The organism is Pseudomonas gingeri (assembly GCF_013385425.1).
In the GTDB taxonomy this organism is placed as follows: domain Bacteria; phylum Pseudomonadota; class Gammaproteobacteria; order Pseudomonadales; family Pseudomonadaceae; genus Aquipseudomonas; species Aquipseudomonas gingeri_D.
In genome coordinates, this window is record NZ_JACAQA010000005.1 from 652,769 (window position 1) to 674,351 (window position 21,583).

Genomic DNA, 21,583 nt, shown 5'->3' on the forward strand with positions numbered 1-21,583 from the left:
TGATAGATATGGACATGAGTGTAAAGCTTAGTCTGTCTTACCCAGCTGTTGCGCCGGCCAGTTCCAGTCCTGTTGCTGACAAGTCGGTATCGGCCACGGCGGCGCCTCAGGCGGATCCGGTAACACCCGTTTCGGCCACCAGCAAGGATTCGGATTCTTCCGGCAGACTCAAGCAGGCTGTGCAGGATATCGAGAAGTTCGTTCAATCGATCAAGCGCAACCTGGAATTTTCCATCGACGAGCACTCCGGGCAAGTCGTGGTCAAGGTGATCGCCAGTGACAGTGGTGAAGTGATCCGACAGATCCCTACGGCGGAAGCCTTGAAACTGGCTGACAGTTTGAGTTCAGCGAGTAGTGTGCTGTTTGACGCGAAAGCCTGACAGCTGGCATGAATCGTGTGTGCAGGTACTTTTGGCGCTGATAGGGGTCAAAAGACTGACTGCAAATTGAAGGGAGATAAACATGGCAAGTCCAATTTCACCGTCTGTGGGCCTGGGTTCCGGCCTGGATATCACCTCGATCGTGAACGCGTTGGTCGGCTCCGATAAAGCGGCCGCCCAGACTCAGATAGATACCTCGACAAAAAGCGTTACGCTTAAGCTTTCTGGTGTGGGTTCGCTGAAAAGTGCGCTGACGACCTTCCAGACCGCGCTGGCCGCCCTCAATAGCACGACTACTCCGCAGTTCGCTGGCTTCTCGGCAACCTCCGGATCGCCGTCCGTATTGACGGCCACCACTGACAATACCGCGGTAGCCGGTAACTACAATATCCAGGTGGGTAACCTCGCCACGAGTTCGAAGGTTTCCAGTGCTGCTTTTTCCGGCGGTGCGACCAGTGCCATTCCGAGTGGTACCCTGACCATCACTCAAAATGGCACTAATTACAATGTCACCATTCCGGCCAATGCAACGCTGCAGAGCACCCGTGACGCGGTCAACTCCACGCTGGCGAGCAACGGTATTTCCGCCAACATCGTGACCGACAGTAGCGGTGCTTCGCGTCTTGTGTTCGGTTCCACCACCACCGGCGCCGGTTCCGACTTGTCGGTCAGCGGTATTGCCGGCCTGGAAATCGATGGCACCCAGGCGATGGCCAATCCCCCGACGGCTACCAGCACCGGGGCGGTCAATGGTCTGGCCAAGGATGCATCAATCACCATTGATGGCCTGGCGGTCACCAGCAAGACCAATACCGTCACCGGGGCCGTCAGTGGCCTGACACTGAATCTGCTCTCGGCGGGGTCGAGTTCCACGGTCACCGTGGGTACCAACACCACCGGTCTGCAGAGTTCTATCCAGACGTTTGTGAACGCCTACAACAGCCTGATGACGACCATCGGCACCCTCAGTACCGCAACGACCGATTCCAGTGGTAATAACCAGCCGGCGGCGTTCACCGGTGACTCTTTGCCTCGCGCCCTGATTTCCAGTATCCGTGGCGTGCTTACCACGCCTGGGCCGGGTAGTCAGTTGGCGGTGCTCTCGCAACTGGGTGTAGGGACTGATCCGACTACGGGTAACCTGAACTTCAACTCCACGACGTTCAACCGGGCCATGACCACTGATGGCCTGAGTGGTCAGGTGCAGACGCTGTTTACCGGTACCACCGCCAACGCCGGCGCGGACGGTGTGTTGGCGCGGATGACCGCGGCGATTGCCCCCTATGTCCAGACCGGCGGTGTGCTCGATCAGCGCAGTGACAGCCTGAACACCCAGTCCAGTGACCTGACCAATCAGCAGGCGGCGCTGGACCTGCATGTCACCAGCCTGACCGCTACCCTGACGGCCAAGTACAACGCCATGGACCTGTTGGTCGGGCAGTTGAAGGCGACCGCCAGCAGCATCACATCGTTCTTCACCTCGTTGGACGCGCAGAAGTCGGGCTGATCCCCGGCGTCCACGCCAAAAACCCGGCTGCGCTGACCGCTTGCCGGGTTTTTGTTTTCCGGGTCTAAAGTTTTATGACTCAAAGGCGATACACTTCCTATACGAACTCTTGAGTGGCAATGAGGTAGAACATGAATCCGATGTTGGCCCTTCGGCAATACCAGAAGGTGGGAGCCCAGGCACAGACCTCCGAGGCCAGTCCTCACCGTCTGGTGCAGATGTTGATGGAAGGTGGTCTGGATCGCATCGCCCAGGCCAAAGGCGCCATCGAGCGCAAGGACGTCGCCGCCAAGGGTGTCGCCATCGGCAAGGCCATCGATATTGTTGGTGGCTTGCGCGAAGGCCTGGACCTGGAAAAGTCAGCCGATTCGCTGAGCGATCTGGACAGTCTTTACGCCTATATGATGACGCGCCTGCTGCAAGCCAATGTAAAGTCGGACATCGGGATGCTCGACGAAGTCGCCGGCCTGCTGACAACGGTCAAGGAAGGTTGGGACGCTATCGCACCGCCGGGTCCGCAGTTCTAAGGAGTGCATCATGAGTCTCGTACTGCAGCGTATCGAAGAAACCCGCGAAGCCCTGGTAAAGGCTTTGGCCGAGCGTGACTGGGAGGCCATCACCCAGCTGGACCTTGCCTGCCGCGCTTGCATGGAAGATGTGTTGGGCGAGACGGGTCTGGACGAGGATGCATTGCGTGTCAAGCTGGAAGAGTTGCTGCACGTCTATCGCATGTTGCTGGAGGCGGCCATGGGGGAGCGTCAGTCAATAGTCGATGAGATGTCGAAGATCCAGCAAGCAAGGAACGCCGCAAAGGTTTACCATCTGTTCGGTTAATGTTGGGTTAATCGAACCGTATTGCGCCATAAATTTGACTATGTACGCTTTTTTGACTTAACTAGTGCTGTTTCCAGATTTCAGTCGTCCTTGGAGGCCCTGTCCGGCCTCGGATGTCTAGCTTGCCCCACCCATACCGGGCATCGAGTTGACTAGGGAAGTTGCTATTGCATGTGGCGTGAAACCAAAATTCTGCTGATCGATGACGATAGCGTTCGCCGCCGCGACCTGGCGGTGATCTTAAATTTTCTCGGCGAAGAAAATATTTCCTGCACCAGCGATGACTGGCAGCAGATGGTCGGCCCCTTGTCGTCCAGTCGTGAGGTATTGTGCGTCCTGATCGGGACGGTCAATGCCGTGAGCGGACTGACAGGCTTGCTTAGGACACTGTCAACCTGGGATGAGTTCCTTCCCGTGTTGCTTCTCGGCGAAATTTCTTCTGCCGACCTGCCCGAAGACCAGCGTCGCCGGGTCCTGTCCAGCCTGGAGATGCCACCCAGCTACAGCAAGTTGCTCGACTCCCTGCACCGCGCCCAGGTCTATCGCGAGATGTATGACCAGGCCCGTGAGCGCGGCCGTCAGCGCGAGCCCAACCTGTTCCGCAGCCTGGTCGGCACCAGTCGTGCCATCCAGCATGTGCGCCAGATGATGCAGCAAGTGGCCGACACCGACGCCAGCGTGCTGATCCTTGGCGAGTCCGGCACCGGCAAGGAAGTGGTGGCGCGCAACCTGCACTATCACTCCAAGCGCCGCGATGCGCCGTTCGTACCGGTCAACTGCGGGGCGATCCCGGCCGAGTTGCTGGAAAGCGAACTGTTCGGTCACGAGAAGGGCGCCTTTACCGGGGCTATCACCACCCGTGCCGGGCGTTTCGAGTTGGCCAACGGCGGTACGCTGTTCCTCGACGAGATCGGTGACATGCCGCTGCCGATGCAGGTCAAGCTGTTGCGCGTGCTGCAGGAGCGGACCTTCGAGCGCGTGGGCAGCAACAAGACCCAGAGCATCGATGTGCGCATCATCGCGGCCACCCACAAGAACCTCGAAAGCATGATCGAGGTCGGCAGCTTTCGTGAAGATCTCTACTACCGCCTGAACGTGTTCCCCATCGAGATGGCGCCGCTGCGTGAGCGGGTCGAAGACATTCCGTTGCTGATGAACGAATTGATCTCGCGCATGGAACACGAAAAGCGCGGTTCCATTCGCTTCAATTCGGCGGCGATCATGTCGCTGTGCCGTCACGCCTGGCCGGGCAACGTCCGCGAACTGGCCAACCTGGTGGAGCGCATGGCGATCATGCATCCGTATGGGGTGATCGGCGTCGCCGAACTGCCGAAGAAATTCCGCTACGTCGATGACGAAGACGAGCAACTGGTGGACAGCTTGCGCAGCGATCTCGAAGAGCGGGTCGCGATCAACGGCCATACCCCGGACTTCACCACCTCGGCAATGCTGCCGCCCGAAGGCCTGGACCTCAAGGACTACCTCGGTGGCCTCGAGCAGGGCCTGATCCAGCAAGCGCTGGACGACGCCAATGGCATCGTGGCGCGCGCCGCCGAGCGCCTGCGTATCCGTCGCACCACCCTGGTGGAGAAGATGCGCAAGTACGGGATGAGCCGTCGCGAGGGTGATGAACAGGCGGATGATTGACGCCTGTTTTTCAAGCTGCTGAAAAATGGCTGGTTTTTTTTCGGCACGGGTATTGCTAAGTCTCTTGTAACGTTCCGTTTAAATGACGGTCAGCCAAGCGAGAGAGCACCATGCCCCAAGCCGCCCCGATGTCACCTGTCCCTGAAGCCTCGGGATCTTCGTCGTCCGTCGAGCAGGCCGGTCGGTTGGGTCTGGAGCAGGCTTTCTCGCTGTTCAATCAGATGTCGACGCAACTCAACGATTCCTACAGCCTGCTTGAGGCCCGGGTCACCGAGCTCAAGGGCGAGCTGGCCGTGGTCAGCGCCCAGCGCATGGCCGAACTGGCGGAAAAAGAGCGCTTGGCCAATCGTTTGCAGAACCTGCTCGACCTGTTGCCGGGCGGGGTCATCGTCATCGATTCCCTGGGGATCGTCAGCGAAGCCAATCCGGCGGCCCGGGAGTTGCTCGGCCTGCCTCTGGTCGGCGAGCTCTGGCGTCAGGTGATCGCTCGTTGCTTTGCTCCACGTGAAGACGACGGTCATGAAATCTCCCTCAAGGACGGTCGGCGTCTGTCGATCTCCACCCGCTCGCTGGATGCCGAGCCGGGTCAGTTGGTGCTGCTCAATGACCTGACTGAAACCCGTCGCCTGCAGGATCAACTGGCCCGGCACGAGCGCTTGTCCTCGCTCGGACGTATGGTTGCGTCCCTCGCGCACCAGATCCGTACGCCGCTCTCGGCGGCCTTGCTCTATGCCAGCCATCTCGCCGAGCAGGCCTTGCCGGTCGAGACCCAGCAACGCTTTGCCGGGCGCTTGAAGGAGCGCCTGCACGAGTTGGAGCACCAGGTCCGCGATATGCTGGTGTTCGCCCGTGGCGAGCTGCCGCTGACCGATCGGCTGACGCCCAATGGCTTGATGCAGGCGCTGCAGGCAGCGGCGCAGACCCATGTCCAGGGAGCTTCGGTGCGCTGGCAGTGCGACAGTCATGTCGGTGAGTTGCTGTGCAATCGCGACACCCTGGTGGGCGCGCTGCTGAACCTGATCGAAAACGCCCAGCAGGCTACCACCGGCCAGGTGCGCCTGAAGGTGCACCTGTACGCCCGTGGCGCGACCTTGCGCCTGTGCGTCAGTGACAATGGCTCGGGTATCGACCCGACCGTGCTGCTGCGCCTGGGCGAACCCTTCTTTACCACCAAGACCACCGGCACCGGCCTCGGCCTGGCGGTGGTCAAGGCCGTTGCCCGGGCGCATCAGGGTGACATGCAATTACAATCGCGGCTGGGGCGTGGCACCTGTGCGATGGTCTGCCTGCCGCTGATTCCTGGCGCCATGGAGGAGGCTCAACAATGAGACCGCTGCTCAAGGTCCTGCTGGTCGAGGACGATCATGCCTTGCGTGAGGCGCTGGCCGATACCTTGCTGCTGGCCGGGCATCGGTTCCACGCGGTCGGTTCGGCCGAGGAAGCACTGGAGGCAGTGGCCGCGGAGTCGTTCGGCCTGGTGATCAGTGACGTCAATATGCCGGGCATGGACGGGCATCAGTTGCTCGGCCTGCTGCGCGCGCGCCAGCCGCAATTGCCGGTATTGCTGATGACCGCCCACGGGGCGGTGGAGCGGGCGGTGGATGCGATGCGCCAGGGCGCGGCCGATTACCTGGTCAAACCGTTCGAGCCCAAGGCCCTGCTCGATCTGGTGGCTCGGCATGCCCTGGGGCAGCCGGGCGCGGTAGACAGCGAGGGGCCGATCGCCTCGGAGCCGGCCAGTGCGCAGTTGCTCGAGCTGGCGGCGCGGGTGGCGCGCAGCGATTCGACGGTGCTGATTTCTGGCGAGTCCGGCACCGGCAAGGAGGTGTTGGCGCGGTATATCCACCAGCAATCACCCCGTGCCAGCCAGCCGTTTATCGCCATCAACTGCGCGGCGATTCCCGACAATATGCTTGAGGCCACCCTGTTCGGCCACGAAAAGGGCTCGTTCACGGGGGCCATCGCGGCCCAGGCCGGCAAGTTCGAGCAGGCCGATGGCGGGACTATCCTGCTCGATGAGATTTCCGAAATGCCCCTGGGTCTCCAGGCCAAGCTGCTGCGTGTGCTCCAGGAGCGCGAGGTCGAGCGGGTCGGTGCACGCAAACCGATCACCCTGGATATCCGCGTGGTGGCCACCACCAACCGCGACCTGGCGGGAGAAGTGGCGGCGGGACGCTTCCGTGAAGACCTTTACTATCGCCTGTCGGTTTTTCCGCTGGCCTGGCGTCCGTTGCGCGAGCGTACCGCCGATATTCTGCCGTTGGCCGAACGTCTACTTGCCAAGCACAGCGCCAAAATGAAACATGCCTCTGTTCGACTGTCGGCCCAGGCGCAGGCTTGTCTGATCGGCTATCCGTGGCCGGGCAATGTGCGCGAGCTGGACAATGCGATCCAGCGGGCGCTGATCCTGCAGCAGGGGGGGCTGATCCAGGCCGAGGATTTCTGCCTGGCCGGCCCGGTCGGCGCGGCGCCGCTGCCAGGGCTCGCGCTGACCAACCGGCCGTCTGTCGGCGAGCCGGTGCTGGTCGAGGCGGCAGCGGGGGAGCAGGCGGGTGGCCTGGGCGACGACCTGCGTCGGCGCGAATTCCAGATGATCATCGACACCCTGCGCGCCGAGCGCGGGCGGCGCAAGGAGGCCGCCGAGCGACTGGGTATCAGCCCGCGTACGCTGCGCTACAAACTGGCGCAGATGCGCGATGCCGGAATGGATGTCGAGGCCTATCTGTTTGCCAGCTAGGCCGATTCGGGCTTGTGCGTCGTGTATCGGATTTTGTTCGAGAACGACAAGGAGCTGGCACCCTTGTTGCTAACCCTTCACTAACAGCTGCACAAGTGTCAAAAAAATGCAGGCCGCCGGAGAGAGACGTTCATGAGCCAGGGTGTTGAATTTAATCGATTGATGCTGGACATGCGCTCCATGCAAATGGATGCCATGGCTCAACCCAAATCGGCTGTGGCCGCGCCGGAAGTCAGTGGCAGCAGCTTTTCCGATTTGCTCGGCAATGCCATCAACAAGGTCAACGACGTGCAGCAAGCCTCTGGCCAGCTGTCCACGGCGTTCGAAATCGGCAAGAGCGGTGTCGACCTGACGGACGTCATGATCGCCTCGCAGAAAGCCAGTGTCTCGTTCCAGGCCTTGACCCAGGTGCGCAACAAGCTGGTCCAGGCGTATCAAGACATCATGCAGATGCCGGTCTAAGGGTTAGGGACGTAAATAGTCATGGCAGAAGTTCTCGCCGATAACGTACCGGCCAAGTCCGGCCCCGCAGACGGTAAACCGCCGCTGTTCGGGTTGTCCTTTCTGGAAAATCTTTCCGAAATGACCATGCTCCGTCAGGTTGGCCTGATGGTCGGCCTGGCGGCCAGCGTGGCGATCGGCTTTGCCGTGGTGTTGTGGTCCCAACAGCCTGACTACCGGCCGCTGTATGGCAGCCTGGCCGGTATGGATGCCAAGCAGGTCATGGAAACCCTGGCGGCGGCGGATATTCCCTACACCGTCGAGCCGAACTCCGGCGCGCTGCTGGTCAAAGCCGATGACGTGTCCCGCGCCCGCCTCAAGCTGGCCGCCGCCGGCGTGACGCCGAGCGACGGCAACATCGGTTTCGAAATTCTCGACAAGGACCAGGGCCTGGGCACCAGCCAGTTCATGGAGGCGACCCGTTATCGGCGCGGCCTGGAAGGCGAACTGGCGCGGACCATTTCCAGCCTGAACAACATCAAGGCCGCCCGCGTGCACCTGGCGATCCCGAAAAGCTCGGTGTTCGTTCGCGATGAGCGCAAGCCCAGCGCTTCGGTATTGGTCGAGATGTATTCCGGCCGCACCCTTGAGCCCGGACAGGTGCTCGCGATTATCAATCTGGTGGCCACCAGTGTTCCGGAACTCAGCAAGTCGCAGGTCACCGTCGTCGACCAGAAAGGCAACCTGCTCTCCGACCAGGCGCAAAATTCTGAATTGAGCATGGCCGGCAAGCAGTTCGATTACAGCCGGCGCATGGAAAGCATGCTCACCCAGCGGGTGCACAACATCCTGCAACCGGTGCTGGGCAACGATCGCTACAAGGCCGAAGTCTCCGCCGACGTGGACTTCAGCGCGGTCGAGTCGACCTCCGAACAATTCAACCCTGACCAGCCGGCGCTGCGCAGCGAACAGTCGACCACCGAACAGCGCACCGCCAGCAGCGGCCCACAAGGCGTGCCGGGTGCTCTGAGCAACCAACCGCCAGGCCCGGCCACCGCGCCGCAGACCACCGGCGGCGCAGCGGCTTCTTCCGGCGCCATCGCCGCCGGCCAGCCGCTGCTCGATGCCAACGGCCAGCAGATCATGGACCCGGCCACCGGCCAACCGATGCTGGCGCCGTATCCGGCGGACAAGCGTCAACAATCGACCAAGAACTTCGAACTGGATCGCTCCATCAGCCACACCAAGCAACAGCAAGGTCGCGTGACCCGTCTGTCGGTGGCGGTGGTGGTTGACGATCAGGTCAAGATCAACCCGACCAATGGCGAGACCACCCGTTCGCCGTGGAGCGCCGACGAACTGGCGCGCTTCACCCGCCTGGTCCAGGATGCCGTCGGTTTCGAGGCCAGCCGCGGCGACAGCGTCAGCGTGATCAACGTGCCGTTCTCCGCCGAGCGCGGGGAAGTGATCGCCGATATTCCGTTCTACTCGCAACCCTGGTTCTGGGATGTGGTCAAGCAGGTACTGGGCGTATTGTTCATCCTGGTACTGGTATTCGGTGTGCTGCGTCCGGTACTCAACAACATCACCAATGGCGGCAAGGGCAAGCAGTTGGCCGGTTTTGGCGGCGACGTCGAACTCGGTGGCATGGGCGGCCTGGATGGCGAACTGGCCAACGACCGCGTCAGCCTGGGCGGTCCGCAGAGCATCCTGCTGCCGAGCCCGAGTGAAGGTTATGACGCACAGCTGAACGCCATCAAGAGTCTGGTAGCCGAAGATCCGGGCCGTGTGGCACAGGTCGTCAAAGAGTGGATTAACGCCGATGAGTAATAACGCCGCCGTCAACCAGAAGCTGACCCGGGTCGACAAAGCCGCGATCCTGCTGCTGTCGCTGGGCTCCACGGATGCTGCACAAGTGTTGCGCCACATGGGCCCCAAGGAAGTCCAGCGGGTCGGCGTGGCGATGGCGCAGATGCGCAACGTGCACCGCGAGCAGGTCGAGCAGGTCATGAGCGAGTTCGTCGAGATCGTCGGCGACCAGACCAGCCTGGGCGTCGGCTCCGATGACTACGTGCGCAAGATGCTGACCCAGGCCCTGGGCGAAGACAAGGCCAACGGCCTGATCGACCGGATCCTGCTGGGCGGCAACACCAGCGGCCTGGACAGCCTCAAGTGGATGGAACCGCGGGCGGTGGCGGATGTGATCCGTTACGAGCACCCGCAGATCCAGGCGATCGTCGTGGCGTACCTCGACCCCGACCAGGCCGGCGAAGTGCTGAACAACTTCGACCACAAGGTGCGCCTGGACATCATCCTGCGGGTCTCGTCGCTGAACACTGTGCAGCCGGCGGCCCTCAAGGAACTCAACCAGATTCTCGAGAAGCAGTTCTCCGGCAACTCCAACGCGGCCCGGACCACCCTGGGCGGTATCAAGCGTGCCGCGGACATCATGAACTTCCTCGACAGCTCGATCGAAGGCCAGTTGATGGACTCGATCCGCGAAGTCGACGAGGACCTGTCGACCCAGATCGAAGACCTCATGTTCGTCTTCAACAACCTCTCCGACGTCGACGACCGCGGTATCCAGGCGCTGCTGCGCGAAGTGTCTTCGGACGTGCTGGTGCTGGCGCTCAAGGGCTCCGACGAAGGCGTCAAGGAAAAGATCTTCAAGAACATGTCCAAGCGTGCGGCGGAACTGCTGCGCGACGACCTCGAAGCCAAGGGTCCGGTTCGCGTCAGCGACGTGGAGACCGCGCAGAAGGAAATCCTTACCATCGCCCGCCGTATGGCCGAAGCCGGAGAGATCGTGCTCGGTGGCAAGGGCGGCGAAGAGATGATCTAAGGATCAAGCCATGACTGATCCAACCGATCTGATCCGCGCCCGGGACGTGGGCGGTTTCGACCTCTGGTCGCTGCCCAGTTTCGACCCGCATGTCGAGGAGCCTGAACCCGAGCCGGTGGAAGAACCGCCGGCCGAGATGGAAGAAGTGCCGCTGGAGGAAGTCCAGCCGCTGACCCTTGAAGAACTCGAAAGCATTCGCCAGGAAGCCTACAACGAAGGCTTTGCCGTGGGCGAACGCGAAGGTTTCCACAGTACCCAGCTCAAGGTCCGCCAGGAAGCCGAAGTCGCCCTCAGTGCCAAGCTCAAGTCCCTGGAAGCGCTGATGGGCAATCTGTTCGCGCCCATCGCCGAGCAGGACCGGCAGATCGAGCAGGGCCTGGTGGGGCTGGTCGAGCATATGGTCCGCGAGGTCATCCAGCGTGAGCTGAAGACCGATTCCAGCCAGATCGAGCATGTCCTGCGCGAAGCCCTCAAGCTGTTGCCGCTGGGCGCCGAGAATGTCCGCTTGCACATCAACCCCCAGGACTTCGACCAGGTCAAGGCCCTGCGCGAGCGCCACGAAGCCAGCTGGCGCATCGTCGAGGACGAGGCCCTGCTGGCCGGCGGCTGCCGGGTCGAAACCGAGCACAGTCGGATCGATGCGACCATTGAAACCCGTATCAGCAAGGCCATCGCACAGTTGTTCGATCAGCTCCACGAGCAATCCCTGCACCCGGCGGTGCCGGACATGGCCCTGGAGCTGGAGGAAGCGCTGACGACGGCTCCCGCAGCGGACCTGTCCGATGCGTCTTGAACGCACCAGCTTCGCCAAGCGCTTGAGCGGTTACGCTGAAGCCATCGACCTGCCTGGGCAGCCGATTCTCGAAGGACGCCTGTTGCGCATGGTCGGTCTGACCCTCGAAGCCGAGGGCTTGCGTGCCGCCATGGGCGCGCGCTGCATGGTCATCAACGACGACAGTTATCACCCGGTGCAGGTCGAGGCCGAGGTGATGGGGTTTTCCGGTGGCAAGGTCTTCCTGATGCCGGTAGGCAGCGTGGCCGGCATTGCGCCGGGTGCCAGGGTGGTGCCGCTGGCCGATACCGGGCGCCTGCCCATGGGCATGAGCATGCTCGGGCGGGTACTGGACGGCGCCGGCCGTGCCCTCGACGGCAAGGGCGGGATGAAGGCCGAGGACTGGGTGCCGATGGACGGTCCGACCATCAACCCGCTCAACCGCGACCCCATCAGCCAGCCGCTGGACGTGGGCATTCGCTGCATCAATGGTTTGTTGACCGTGGGCCGCGGCCAGCGCCTCGGACTCTTCGCCGGTACCGGCGTGGGCAAGAGCGTGCTGCTGGGCATGATGACCCGCTTCACCGAGGCCGACATCATCGTCGTCGGCCTGATCGGCGAACGGGGTCGCGAGGTGAAGGAATTCATCGAGCACATCCTCGGCGAGGAAGGCCTCAAACGCTCGGTGGTGGTGGCTTCGCCGGCGGATGATGCACCGCTGATGCGTTTGCGCGCGGCCATGTACTGCACGCGGATTGCCGAGTATTTCCGCGACAAGGGCAAGAATGTCCTGTTGCTCATGGATTCCCTGACCCGTTTTGCCCAGGCCCAGCGGGAAATCGCCCTGGCCATCGGCGAACCACCGGCGACCAAGGGCTATCCACCGTCAGTGTTCGCCAAGCTGCCCAAGCTGGTGGAGCGGGCCGGTAACGCCGAGGCCGGCGGCGGCTCGATCACCGCGTTCTACACCGTGCTGTCCGAAGGCGATGACCAGCAGGACCCGATTGCCGACTCGGCGCGGGGCGTGCTCGACGGCCATATCGTCCTGTCCCGGCGCCTGGCCGAGGAAGGCCATTACCCGGCGATCGATATCGAAGCGTCCATCAGCCGGGTCATGCCGGCGGTGGTCAGCCCTGAACACATGAGCCGCGCCCAGCACTTCAAGCAGCTCTGGTCGCGTTACCAGCAGAGTCGCGACCTGATCAGCGTCGGTGCCTATGTCGCCGGCGGCGATCGCGAGACCGACACGGCGATTGCCCTGCAGCCGGCGATGGTCCAGTACCTGCGCCAGGGTCTGAACGCCAATATCAGCCTGGGCGAAAGCGATGCGCACCTGGCGTCGGTGTTCGCTCCCGTGGCCGGCGGTTAATCGATCATGGCCCTGAGCCGTGCCGCGCGCCTGGCCCCGGTGGTCGATATGGCCGAAAATACCGAGCGTACCGCGGTCCAGCGTCTCGGCTATTTCCAGGGGCAGGTGCGGGTCGCGCAAAACAAGCTGGAGGATCTCGAGCGTTTTCGTCTCGAATACCAGGAACAGTGGATCCAGCGTGGCAGCCTTGGAGTCTCCGGCCAGTGGTTGCTGGGCTACCAGCAGTTCCTCACCCAGTTGGATACCGCGGTCGGCCAGCAGCGCCAGAGCCTGGCCTGGCACCAGAACAATCTCGACAAGGCGCGCGAGGCCTGGCAGCAGGCCTACGCCCGGGTCGAAGGCTTGCGCAAGCTGGTGCAACGTTATGTCGACGAGGCGCGCCATCTGGAAGACAAGCGTGAACAGAAGTTGCTGGATGAGCTGTCCCAGCGTTTGCCCCGGCAGAGTCCGTATTGATCTGCAGGATTTTTGACGCTCACGGTTGCCCTACCCTCGGTGGGGTGCTAAACCTTGTACACGTCGCCACTGACAAGGAAGCAGGATCATGGCTGTAGTCGCAGAAGTATCGCCCGATGGCGCAAAATTGACGATCTCGATCAAGGGGCGTTTCGATTTTGGCCGGCATCAGGAATTTCGTGAGTCTTACGAGGGACTTGCCAAGAAACCGTCGTCCATTGTGGTCGATCTGAAAGAGGCGACCTATCTGGACAGCTCCGCGCTGGGCATGTTGCTCTTGTTGCGCGATCACGCCGGTGGTGATCATTCCGATGTACGGGTGATCAACAGCAACTCGGACGTGCGCAAGATCCTCGCCATCTCCAATTTCGACAAACTCTTCGATATCGGCTGACCTTGCATGCAGTCGGGAGCGGAGTCGCTGACGGTACTGATCGCCGAGGATGGTGCGGCCGATCGTTTATTGCTCTCGAGCATCGTCAGGCGTCAGGGCCACGGAGTGCTGACCGCCAGCAATGGCGCCGAGGCGGTGGCCCTGTTCGAGGCGCAGCGGCCGCAATTGGTCCTGATGGACGCGATGATGCCGGTGATGGACGGTTTCGAAGCGGCGCGGCGGATCAAGTTGCTGGCCGGCGAGTCGCTGGTGCCGATCATCTTCCTCACCTCCATGACCGAAGTCGATGGGCTGGTGCGTTGCCTGGAGGCTGGCGGCGACGACTTTCTGGAAAAACCCTACAACCAGGTGATCCTCGGGGCCAAGATCAAGGCCATGGACCGTCTCCGGCGCCTTCAGGACACCGTTCTGCAACAGCGCGACCTGATTGCCCGGCACCATGACTACCTGCTCAACGAACAGCGGGTGGCCAAGGCGGTGTTCGACAAGGTGGCTCACGCCGGCTGTCTGAACGCGCCAAATATCCGCTATATGCAATCGCCTTATGCGCTGTTCAACGGTGACCTGTTGCTGGCGGCCTATACCCCGGCCGGTGACATGCATGTGCTGCTCGGCGACTTCACCGGCCATGGCCTGCCGGCGGCGGTCGGGGCGATGCCGCTGGCGGAAGTCTTCTACGGCATGACCGCCAAGGGCTATGGCCTGGCGGAAACCCTGCGGGAGATGAATGCCAAGCTCAAGCGCATCCTGCCGGTGGACATGTTCTGCTGCGCGACCTTTCTCTGCCTGAGCTCGCAGCGCCAGGTGGTGGAGGTGTGGAATGGCGGCATGCCGGACGGCTACCTGCATCGGGTCGCCACGGGAGAGCGCCAGCCGCTGGTGGCGCGGAACCTGCCGTTGGGGGTGCTGGGGGCCGAGTCGTTCGACCACCGCACCGACGTCTACCCCATGGCCCAGGGCGATCGGGTATTTCTGCTCTCCGACGGGGTGATCGATACCTGCAACAGCGACGAGCAGTTGTTCGGCGTCGAGCGCCTGCAGGAAGTCTTCGCCGCCAATCGGGAGCCGGATCGCCTGTTCGAGGATATCCAGGACGCCTTGCATCGCTTTCGCGGCGAGGCCCGCGATGATGTGAGCATGGTCCAGGTCAGTTTGCCGGCACCGACGCAGCAGTTGCCGAACGCCATGATCTACTCCGACAGCGGCGAGTCCTGCCCGCTGGACTGGTCGGTGAGCTTCGAATTTCGCGCAGCCACCCTCAAACGCTTCAATCCGTTGCCGTACATGCTGCAGCTGCTGATGGAGGTGCATGGCCTGCGCACCCAGAGCGGGGCGCTCTACAGCGTTCTCGCCGAGCTCTACTCCAACGCCCTGGAACATGGTGTCCTCGGCCTGGATTCGAGCCTCAAGCGCGATGTGCAGGGATTTGCGCAATACTATGAGCAACGCAATCGGCGACTGCTCGAACTGGAGGAGGGCTTCGTCCGTGTACGCCTGCAGGTGATCCCGCAGGGCGAGGGCGGTCGGTTGAGCATACAGGTCGATGACAGCGGTAAGGGTTTTGACGTGACCCGTGTGATGGAGCGTCCCGTGGGGGCCGAACGGCTGTCGGGGCGTGGTGTGGGGCTGGTGCGCCAGCTCGGCCGTAATGCCTGCTGGTCGGACGGCGGGCGCAGCGCCCACGTGGAGTTTTCGTGGGAGGCTCAGGCATAATTCGCGTGTGTGGAGCAGGGAGCGATCAAGTGAACAACGATATGGAACATCTGGACCGCGATGCACTCAGTGCATTGCAGGACATCATGGAGGATGAGTATCCGCTGTTGCTGGATACCTTTCTCGAGGATTCGAGCAAACGCCTGGGGCAATTGCACCAGGCGAGCAATGCTGTGGATCTCGGCGCGGCGGCCCACAGTTTCAAGGGCAGCAGCAGCAACATGGGCGCATTGCGCCTGGCCGAACTTTGCCGGCAGCTGGAGCAGTTGGCCGCGCAATCGCCGCGGGTCGGTGTCGAAGAGCTGATCAACCAGATCGACCGTGAATATGAAGTGGTGCGGCGTTTTTACGAAAGCGAGCGCGAGCGCTTTCCGGTCCGGCCCTAGCCCCGGTAAGGGGAGCATCCGAGTCGGTCGGGCAAAGATGGCCCGAACCTTGCTTTTGCTTCCTGCACTGTACTTACGATCCTTGTGCAGCGGAGACCGTATCCATGTCACTCGTCCCTAATTCGCTCCTCCAGGCCAACGCTGCCGTCAAGCCGCAGGCGGACCCTGTCATTCCTGCGCCGAGCGTTGTCGCACCGCCCAAGGACAATGCTTTCAGCTTTGCGCAGGTCTACCAGAGCACCCAGAGCAATCCGGTGAAGGTCGCCTTCAATCCGCTCAAGTCGATGGCGGACAAGGCCCCCGTGGCGCCGGCCAAGCCGGACGCACCGGCCAGCAAGGCCGACAACCCGAATGCCTCCGCGCAGTCATCGGTTGCCGGTAGCGGCAAATCCTTGCCTGCCGACAAAACGACCAAGGTGGATGGCAAGACAGCGTCCGCCGATGACAAGGGCGCCTCTGACAAGACCGCGGCCGACGGCACGACGGCCTCGACCGATACGGCCAAGTCCGACGACAAGACCGCTTCCAGCGACGGTACCGACACCACGGCGACCGATACCCCGGTCGCCGTAGCGACGCCGGACCCGGCCGTTGATCCGGCTCTGCTCCAGGCGGCCGCTGCTGCGGCGACCCAGGCTCCGGCTCCGGCAACGCCGGTCGACCCGGCCCTGGTCCAGGCGCCGGTGGCGGCAGCGGTCAGCGCCGCGGCCAAACCGGCTGCCGCGACAACCCCCGCCGCTGGCGATGATTTCGATCCGGCCGCCGACCCGTTGGACAATCTGCCGGCGGTACGCCTGGCCATGGAGCAGGGCGGTCACGTATCGAGTGGCGGCCAGGCTTCTGCGAAATCCACCGACAACACCAGCGCCAACACCGACGCCACCGATTCGACGCTGGCGCAGAACCAGGCCAATAACGTCGTGACGATGCTGGATCAGAAGACCGATCCGGACGGCAGCGACCAGGGCGGCGACAAATCCTTCAAGACCCTGATCGATGACGGTCTCAAGGATATCAAGAGTGCCTCCAGTGACACCCGGGTCGACGACTTCGCCAATCGCCTGGCGGCGCTGACCCAGGCGGCCACGCCCAAGACCGCGAATGCACTGCCGGCCAACCAGCCGTTGGCGATGCACCAGAGCGGTTGGAGCGAAGAAGTGGTCAATCGGGTCATGTACCTCTCCAGCGCCAACCTCAAGTCGGCGGAGATCCAGTTGCAGCCCGCCGAGCTGGGGCGTCTGGATATCAAGGTGAACATGTCCGCCGACCAACCGACGCAGATCAGCTTCATCAGCGCCCACGCCGGGGTGCGCGATGCCCTTGAAGGCAACATGCCGCGCCTGCGGGACATGCTGCAACAGCAAGGTCTGGGTCAGGCCGATGTCACGGTTTCCGACCAGGCCCGTGGCTGGGCCGGCCAGGGCCAGGGCGCGCAGCAGCAACAACAGCAGGCGCACAGAGGTAGCGGCAGTGGCGGTAGCCTCAGTGGCGACAGCGAGGATGAGCTATCGGTTGCCACGGTCAGCGAAGCGGCCGCTGCCGCCAGCACCAGCGTGGTGGTCGGCTCCAGCGCGGTCGACTATTACGCCTGATCCCGGGGCTTTCGGTGTGCATCCATTTTTCGGCTGCACACGGTACTGTAGGAGCATGGCTTGCCAGCGAAGCTTTTGGCGGTCTCAAGGGTCTCATCGCGGCGCTACGGCGTCCCGACAAGCCCTGCTCCTACAGGTTCCGCTGTATTTCGAAGACAGTACTTCCCTCATGCCCGATCTGGCATAACACTTGCTCCAGCCTTGCCGTGCGACTATGAAAAATCGAATAGTGACGGATTATTGGCATGGCGAAGAGCGAAGCAGCGGTAAAAGAACCCGGCAGTAAAAGCAAACTCAAGCTGATCATCGTCATTGTGCTGGGCGTGCTGCTGGCCATCGGCCTGTCAGTGGGTGCGACCTGGTATTTCATGCACAGTGCCCAGAGCAAGCCGGCACCGGCAGTGGCCGAAGCCGCCCCCAGCGGCAAGCAGCCGGCGATCTACGAGCCCATGGCCCCGGCCTTTGTCACCAACTTCAAGGACGCCAGCGGCCGCCAGCGCTACATGCAGGTGAGCATCACCTTGCTGGCGCGTAACCAGGCCGACCTGGATGCCCTCAAGGTGCACATGCCGGTGATCCGTAACAACCTGGTGATGCTGTTCTCCGGCCAGACCTACGAAACCCTCGCGACCCCGGTCGGCCAGGAACTGCTGCGCCAGAAAGCCACTGCCAGCGTGCAGGAAGTGGCGCAGAAGGAAGTCGGCAAAGTGGTGGTCGAACAGCTGCTCTTCACTAACTACGTATTGCAGTAGGATCACGACATGGCCGTGCAGGATCTGCTGTCCCAGGATGAGATCGACGCCCTCTTGCATGGCGTCGATGACGGTCTGGTACAGACCGAAACCGCTGCCGAGCCCGGCAGTGTCAAAAGTTACGACCTGACCAGCCAGGATCGCATCGTCCGCGGACGCATGCCGACCCTGGAAATGATCAACGAACGTTTCGCCCGCTACACCCGCATCAGCATGTTCAACATGCTGCGCCGTTCCGCCGACGTGGCGGTCGGCGGCGTCCAGGTGATGAAGTTCGGCGAATACGTGCACTCGCTCTATGTCCCCACCAGCCTCAACCTGGTGAAGATCAAGCCGTTGCGCGGCACCGCCCTGTTCATTCTCGACGCCAAGCTGGTGTTCAAGCTGGTGGACAACTTTTTCGGCGGCGACGGCCGCCACGCCAAGATCGAAGGCCGTGAATTCACCCCCACTGAACTGCGGGTGGTGCGCATGGTGCTGGAGCAGGCGTTCATCGACCTCAAGGAAGCCTGGCAGGCGATCATGGAAGTCAATTTCGAGTACATCAACTCGGAAGTGAACCCGGCCATGGCCAACATCGTCGGTCCCAGCGAAGCGGTGGTGGTGTCGACCTTCCATATCGAACTTGACGGTGGCGGCGGCGACCTGCACGTGACCATGCCGTACTCGATGATCGAACCGGTGCGGGAAATGCTCGACGCCGGTTTCCAATCGGACCTGGACGACCAGGACGAGCGCTGGGTCAAGGCCCTGCGCGAAGACGTGCTCGATGTGGCCGTGCCCCTCAGCGCTACGGTCGCCCGTCGCCAGTTGCGCCTGCGGGACATCCTGCACATGCAACCGGGTGATGTGATTCCGGTGGAACTGCCGGAAGAGATGGTGATGCGCGCCAATGGCGTGCCGTCGTTCAAGGTCAAGCTCGGTTCCCACAAGGGCAACCTGGCACTGCAAGTGATTGAGGCGATCGGGCGCCGCTAGGGTGTCGATCAGGAATGCGCTGTGTTAACTGAATTTCTGCTTGCCGAGGACAACTGATGGCTAATGATAACGATATGACTTCCGCCGACGACCAGGCCCTGGCCGACGAATGGGCGGCTGCCCTGGAAGAAACCGGCGATGCCGGCCAGTCCGATATCGATGCCTTGCTGGCGGCTGACTCCGGCAATTCGTCGGGCGGCAGCCGCCTGCCCATGGAAGAGTTCGGCAGTGTGCCGAAGAACAACGACCCGGTGACCCTGGACGGTCCGAACCTGGAAGTGATCCTCGATATTCCGGTGTCGATTTCCATGGAAGTCGGCAGCACCGATATCAATATCCGCAACCTGCTGCAATTGAACCAGGGTTCGGTGATCGAACTCGATCGCCTGGCCGGCGAGCCGTTGGACGTGCTGGTCAATGGCACGCTGATCGCCCACGGTGAAGTGGTGGTGGTCAACGAAAAGTTCGGTATCCGTCTGACCGACGTGATCAGCCCGAGCGAACGCATCAAGAAGTTGCGCTGAATGAACAGGCTTCTCGGCATCCTGCTGCTGTCGCCGCTCAGTGCCTGGGCGGCCGAACCGCTGGCCACGGCGACAGCGGCCACGCCGAGTACGCCCGGCAGCATGGCCGGGCAACTGACGCAACTGGTGCTCGGCTTGCTGCTGGTGCTGGGGATCATCTTTGTCCTCGCCTGGCTGCTGCGCCGTATGCAACAGGTCGGGCCGGGGGCGAAGGGGCGGCAGGTCATCGAACTGATCGGCTCGCGTGCCCTCGGGCCGCGTGACCGTCTGGTGCTGGTGCAGGTCGGCAACGAGCAGATCCTGCTCGGGCTGTCGCCGGGCACCATCACCCCGCTGCATGTGCTCAAGGAACCGGTCCAGGTGCCGAGCGGCGAGCAGGCCACGCCTGAATTCGCTCAGCGCCTGATGGAATTGCTGGGTAAGGATAAGAAGTGATGGGTGCTTTGCGGTTTGTCTTGACGTTGGCCTTGCTGCTGGCGGCGCCTCTGGCGCTGGCGGCCGATCCATTGTCGATCCCGGCGATCACCCTCGGCACCGGGGCCAACGGCCAGCAGGAATACTCGGTCAACCTGCAAATCCTGCTGATCATGACGGCGCTGAGCTTTATCCCGGCGTTCGTCATGCTGATGACCAGTTTCACCCGGATCATCATTGTCTTCTCGATCCTGCGCCAGGCCCTGGGCCTGCAGTCGACGCCGTCGAACCAGATCCTCACCGGCATGGCGCTGTTCCTGACCATGTTCATCATGGCGCCGGTCTACGACAAGGTGAACCATGACGCCCTGCAGCCCTACCTGGCCGACAAGATGACGGCCCAGGATGCAGTGCTCAAGGCCGAAGTGCCGATCAAGGAGTTCATGCTGGCGCAGATCCGCACCAGTGACCTGGAGCTGTTCATGCGCCTGTCCAAGCGCACCGACATCGCCACCCCCGACCAGGCGCCGCTGACCATTATCGTGCCGGCCTTCATCACCTCGGAATTGAAGACCGCGTTCCAGATCGGCTTCATGATCTTCATTCCCTTCCTGATCATCGACCTGGTGGTGGCCAGTGTGCTGATGGCCATGGGGATGATGATGCTGTCGCCACTGATTATTTCCCTGCCGTTCAAGATCATGTTGTTCGTGCTGGTGGATGGCTGGGCATTGATCATCGGTACCCTGGCCAGCAGTTTTGGCGGTGTCTAGAGCGAGTGATGTGTAATGACTCCTGAAGTCGCAGTCGACATATTCCGTGATGCCCTCTGGCTGACCACCCTGATGGTCGCCGTGCTGGTGATCCCGAGCCTGGTGGTGGGCTTGATTGTGGCGATATTCCAGGCCGCCACCCAGATCAACGAACAGACCCTGAGCTTCCTGCCGCGCATGTTAGTGATGCTGGTCACCCTGATTGTCGCCGGGCCTTGGCTGGTGCAGAAGTTCATGGAGTACATCCTGTCGCTGTACGGCAGCATTCCGCAGGTCATCGGCTGATATGTCGCTGCTCGCGCTGACCGACACGCAGATCAGCAGCTGGGTCGCGAGCTTCATGCTGCCGGCGTTTCGGGTCGGCGCGGTGATCATGACCATGCCGGTCTTCGGGACCACCCTGTTGCCGCGCCGGATCCGCATGTATTTCATCCTGGCAATCACGGTGGTCATCGCCCCCGGCCTGCCGCCGATGCCCGAGGTGCATCCGCTGGACCTGAGCGGGTTGCTGCTGATCGCCGAGCAGATCATCTTCGGTGCCTTGCTCGGTTTTTCCCTGCAATTGTTTTTCCAGGCCTTCGTGGTGGCCGGACAGATCATCGCGATCCAGATGGGCATGGGCTTCGCGTCCATGGTCGACCCGGTCAACGGTGTCTCGGCGGCGGTGATCGGACAGTTCTTCACCATGCTGGTGACGCTGATGTTCCTGGCCATGAACGGTCATCTGGTGGTCATCGAAGTGCTGACCGAGAGTTTCACCACCTTTCCGGTGGGCAGCGGGCTGTCGACCACGGATTTATGGGAAATCTCCGGCAAGCTCGGCTGGGTGCTCGGGGCGGCGTTGGTACTGGTGCTGCCGGCGATCACCGCGTTGCTGGTGGTGAACATCGCGTTCGGCATCATGACCCGTGCCGCGCCGCAGCTGAACATCTTCTCCATTGGTTTTCCGCTGATCCTGGTGCTGGGGATGATCATTCTCTGGGTCAGCCTGGGCGATATTCTCAACCAGTATCAACCGCTAGCCGATGAGGCCCTGCAGTTTTTACGTGGACTGGCACGGGTGCGCTGAACC

The 21,583-nt window shown here is 62.1% G+C and carries 24 protein-coding genes; all 24 read left to right on the forward strand.

Annotation, left to right across the window (positions count from 1 at the left end; all coding sequences use genetic code 11):
* Positions 1-8 precede the first annotated feature (8 nt).
* On the forward strand, positions 9-380 hold the full coding sequence (locus HX830_RS10830) for a flagellar protein FlaG (RefSeq protein WP_177100110.1): 372 nt from the start codon (positions 9-11) through the stop codon (positions 378-380).
* Between the two features lie 82 nt (positions 381-462).
* Complete coding sequence (gene fliD, locus HX830_RS10835) at positions 463-1,887, forward strand: flagellar filament capping protein FliD (RefSeq protein WP_177100112.1); 1,425 nt, start codon at positions 463-465, stop codon at positions 1,885-1,887.
* A gap of 131 nt (positions 1,888-2,018) precedes the next feature.
* A complete protein-coding gene (gene fliS / locus HX830_RS10840) occupies positions 2,019-2,414 on the forward strand; it encodes a flagellar export chaperone FliS (RefSeq protein ID WP_177100114.1) in 396 nt (131 codons plus the stop codon).
* Between the two features lie 10 nt (positions 2,415-2,424).
* Positions 2,425-2,721 carry a flagellar protein FliT gene (locus tag HX830_RS10845; protein ID WP_177100116.1) on the forward strand — a complete coding sequence of 99 codons (297 nt, stop codon included), beginning with the start codon at positions 2,425-2,427 and terminating at the stop codon, positions 2,719-2,721.
* Positions 2,722-2,892: 171 nt separating this feature from the next.
* The gene (locus HX830_RS10850; RefSeq protein ID WP_103495964.1) at positions 2,893-4,368 is read left to right on the forward strand and encodes a sigma-54 dependent transcriptional regulator; all 1,476 of its coding nucleotides are present in this window, start codon (positions 2,893-2,895) and stop codon (positions 4,366-4,368) included.
* Between the two features lie 128 nt (positions 4,369-4,496).
* On the forward strand, positions 4,497-5,696 hold the full coding sequence (locus HX830_RS10855; RefSeq protein ID WP_256350458.1) for a sensor histidine kinase: 1,200 nt from the start codon (positions 4,497-4,499) through the stop codon (positions 5,694-5,696).
* On the forward strand, positions 5,693-7,105 hold the full coding sequence (fleR, locus tag HX830_RS10860; protein WP_177100120.1) for a sigma-54-dependent response regulator transcription factor FleR: 1,413 nt from the start codon (positions 5,693-5,695) through the stop codon (positions 7,103-7,105). The genes HX830_RS10855 and fleR overlap by 4 nt, the downstream gene beginning before the upstream one ends.
* 132 nt (positions 7,106-7,237) lie before the next feature.
* Positions 7,238-7,567 (forward strand): flagellar hook-basal body complex protein FliE, encoded by a 330-nt coding sequence (fliE, locus tag HX830_RS10865; RefSeq protein WP_103495961.1) that lies wholly within the window; start codon positions 7,238-7,240, stop codon positions 7,565-7,567.
* A gap of 21 nt (positions 7,568-7,588) precedes the next feature.
* Positions 7,589-9,376 carry a flagellar basal-body MS-ring/collar protein FliF gene (gene fliF, locus HX830_RS10870; protein ID WP_103495960.1) on the forward strand — a complete coding sequence of 596 codons (1,788 nt, stop codon included), beginning with the start codon at positions 7,589-7,591 and terminating at the stop codon, positions 9,374-9,376.
* Entirely contained in the window at positions 9,369-10,388 is a 1,020-nt protein-coding gene (fliG, locus tag HX830_RS10875; RefSeq protein WP_100939016.1) for a flagellar motor switch protein FliG, read from the forward strand. Before fliF ends, fliG begins: the two co-directional genes overlap by 8 nt.
* A 10-nt stretch (positions 10,389-10,398) precedes the next feature.
* Complete coding sequence (gene fliH / locus HX830_RS10880; protein WP_177100122.1) at positions 10,399-11,181, forward strand: flagellar assembly protein FliH; 783 nt, start codon at positions 10,399-10,401, stop codon at positions 11,179-11,181.
* Positions 11,171-12,529, forward strand: coding sequence for a flagellar protein export ATPase FliI (gene fliI / locus HX830_RS10885; protein ID WP_177100124.1), 1,359 nt, complete (start codon positions 11,171-11,173; stop codon positions 12,527-12,529). The genes fliH and fliI overlap by 11 nt, the downstream gene beginning before the upstream one ends.
* A gap of 6 nt (positions 12,530-12,535) precedes the next feature.
* Positions 12,536-12,985, forward strand: a complete 450-nt coding sequence (gene fliJ / locus HX830_RS10890; protein ID WP_177100126.1) for a flagellar export protein FliJ — start codon at positions 12,536-12,538, stop codon at positions 12,983-12,985.
* 88 nt (positions 12,986-13,073) lie between these two features.
* Positions 13,074-13,379 (forward strand): STAS domain-containing protein, encoded by a 306-nt coding sequence (locus tag HX830_RS10895; RefSeq protein WP_040069840.1) that lies wholly within the window; start codon positions 13,074-13,076, stop codon positions 13,377-13,379.
* Positions 13,380-13,385: 6 nt separating this feature from the next.
* The gene (locus HX830_RS10900) at positions 13,386-15,092 is read left to right on the forward strand and encodes an ATP-binding SpoIIE family protein phosphatase (protein WP_103495956.1); all 1,707 of its coding nucleotides are present in this window, start codon (positions 13,386-13,388) and stop codon (positions 15,090-15,092) included.
* Positions 15,093-15,133: 41 nt separating this feature from the next.
* On the forward strand, positions 15,134-15,478 hold the full coding sequence (locus tag HX830_RS10905) for an Hpt domain-containing protein (protein WP_152738612.1): 345 nt from the start codon (positions 15,134-15,136) through the stop codon (positions 15,476-15,478).
* A gap of 104 nt (positions 15,479-15,582) precedes the next feature.
* A complete protein-coding gene (locus tag HX830_RS10910) occupies positions 15,583-17,070 on the forward strand; it encodes a flagellar hook-length control protein FliK (RefSeq protein ID WP_177100128.1) in 1,488 nt (495 codons plus the stop codon).
* Between the two features lie 245 nt (positions 17,071-17,315).
* Positions 17,316-17,822 carry a flagellar basal body-associated protein FliL gene (fliL, locus tag HX830_RS10915; protein ID WP_103495953.1) on the forward strand — a complete coding sequence of 169 codons (507 nt, stop codon included), beginning with the start codon at positions 17,316-17,318 and terminating at the stop codon, positions 17,820-17,822.
* 9 nt (positions 17,823-17,831) lie between these two features.
* On the forward strand, positions 17,832-18,800 hold the full coding sequence (gene fliM / locus HX830_RS10920) for a flagellar motor switch protein FliM (protein WP_103495952.1): 969 nt from the start codon (positions 17,832-17,834) through the stop codon (positions 18,798-18,800).
* A gap of 56 nt (positions 18,801-18,856) precedes the next feature.
* Positions 18,857-19,324 carry a flagellar motor switch protein FliN gene (fliN, locus tag HX830_RS10925; RefSeq protein WP_103495951.1) on the forward strand — a complete coding sequence of 156 codons (468 nt, stop codon included), beginning with the start codon at positions 18,857-18,859 and terminating at the stop codon, positions 19,322-19,324.
* Positions 19,325-19,759: a flagellar biosynthetic protein FliO gene (gene fliO / locus HX830_RS10930; RefSeq protein WP_152738520.1), complete on the forward strand. Its 435-nt coding sequence runs from the start codon at positions 19,325-19,327 to the stop codon at positions 19,757-19,759.
* Positions 19,759-20,511 carry a flagellar type III secretion system pore protein FliP gene (gene fliP / locus HX830_RS10935; RefSeq protein ID WP_152738523.1) on the forward strand — a complete coding sequence of 251 codons (753 nt, stop codon included), beginning with the start codon at positions 19,759-19,761 and terminating at the stop codon, positions 20,509-20,511. The genes fliO and fliP overlap by 1 nt, the downstream gene beginning before the upstream one ends.
* 15 nt (positions 20,512-20,526) lie before the next feature.
* Complete coding sequence (gene fliQ, locus HX830_RS10940; RefSeq protein WP_100939027.1) at positions 20,527-20,796, forward strand: flagellar biosynthesis protein FliQ; 270 nt, start codon at positions 20,527-20,529, stop codon at positions 20,794-20,796.
* Position 20,797: 1 nt separating this feature from the next.
* A complete protein-coding gene (gene fliR, locus HX830_RS10945) occupies positions 20,798-21,580 on the forward strand; it encodes a flagellar biosynthetic protein FliR (protein WP_103495948.1) in 783 nt (260 codons plus the stop codon).
* Positions 21,581-21,583 lie beyond the last annotated feature (3 nt).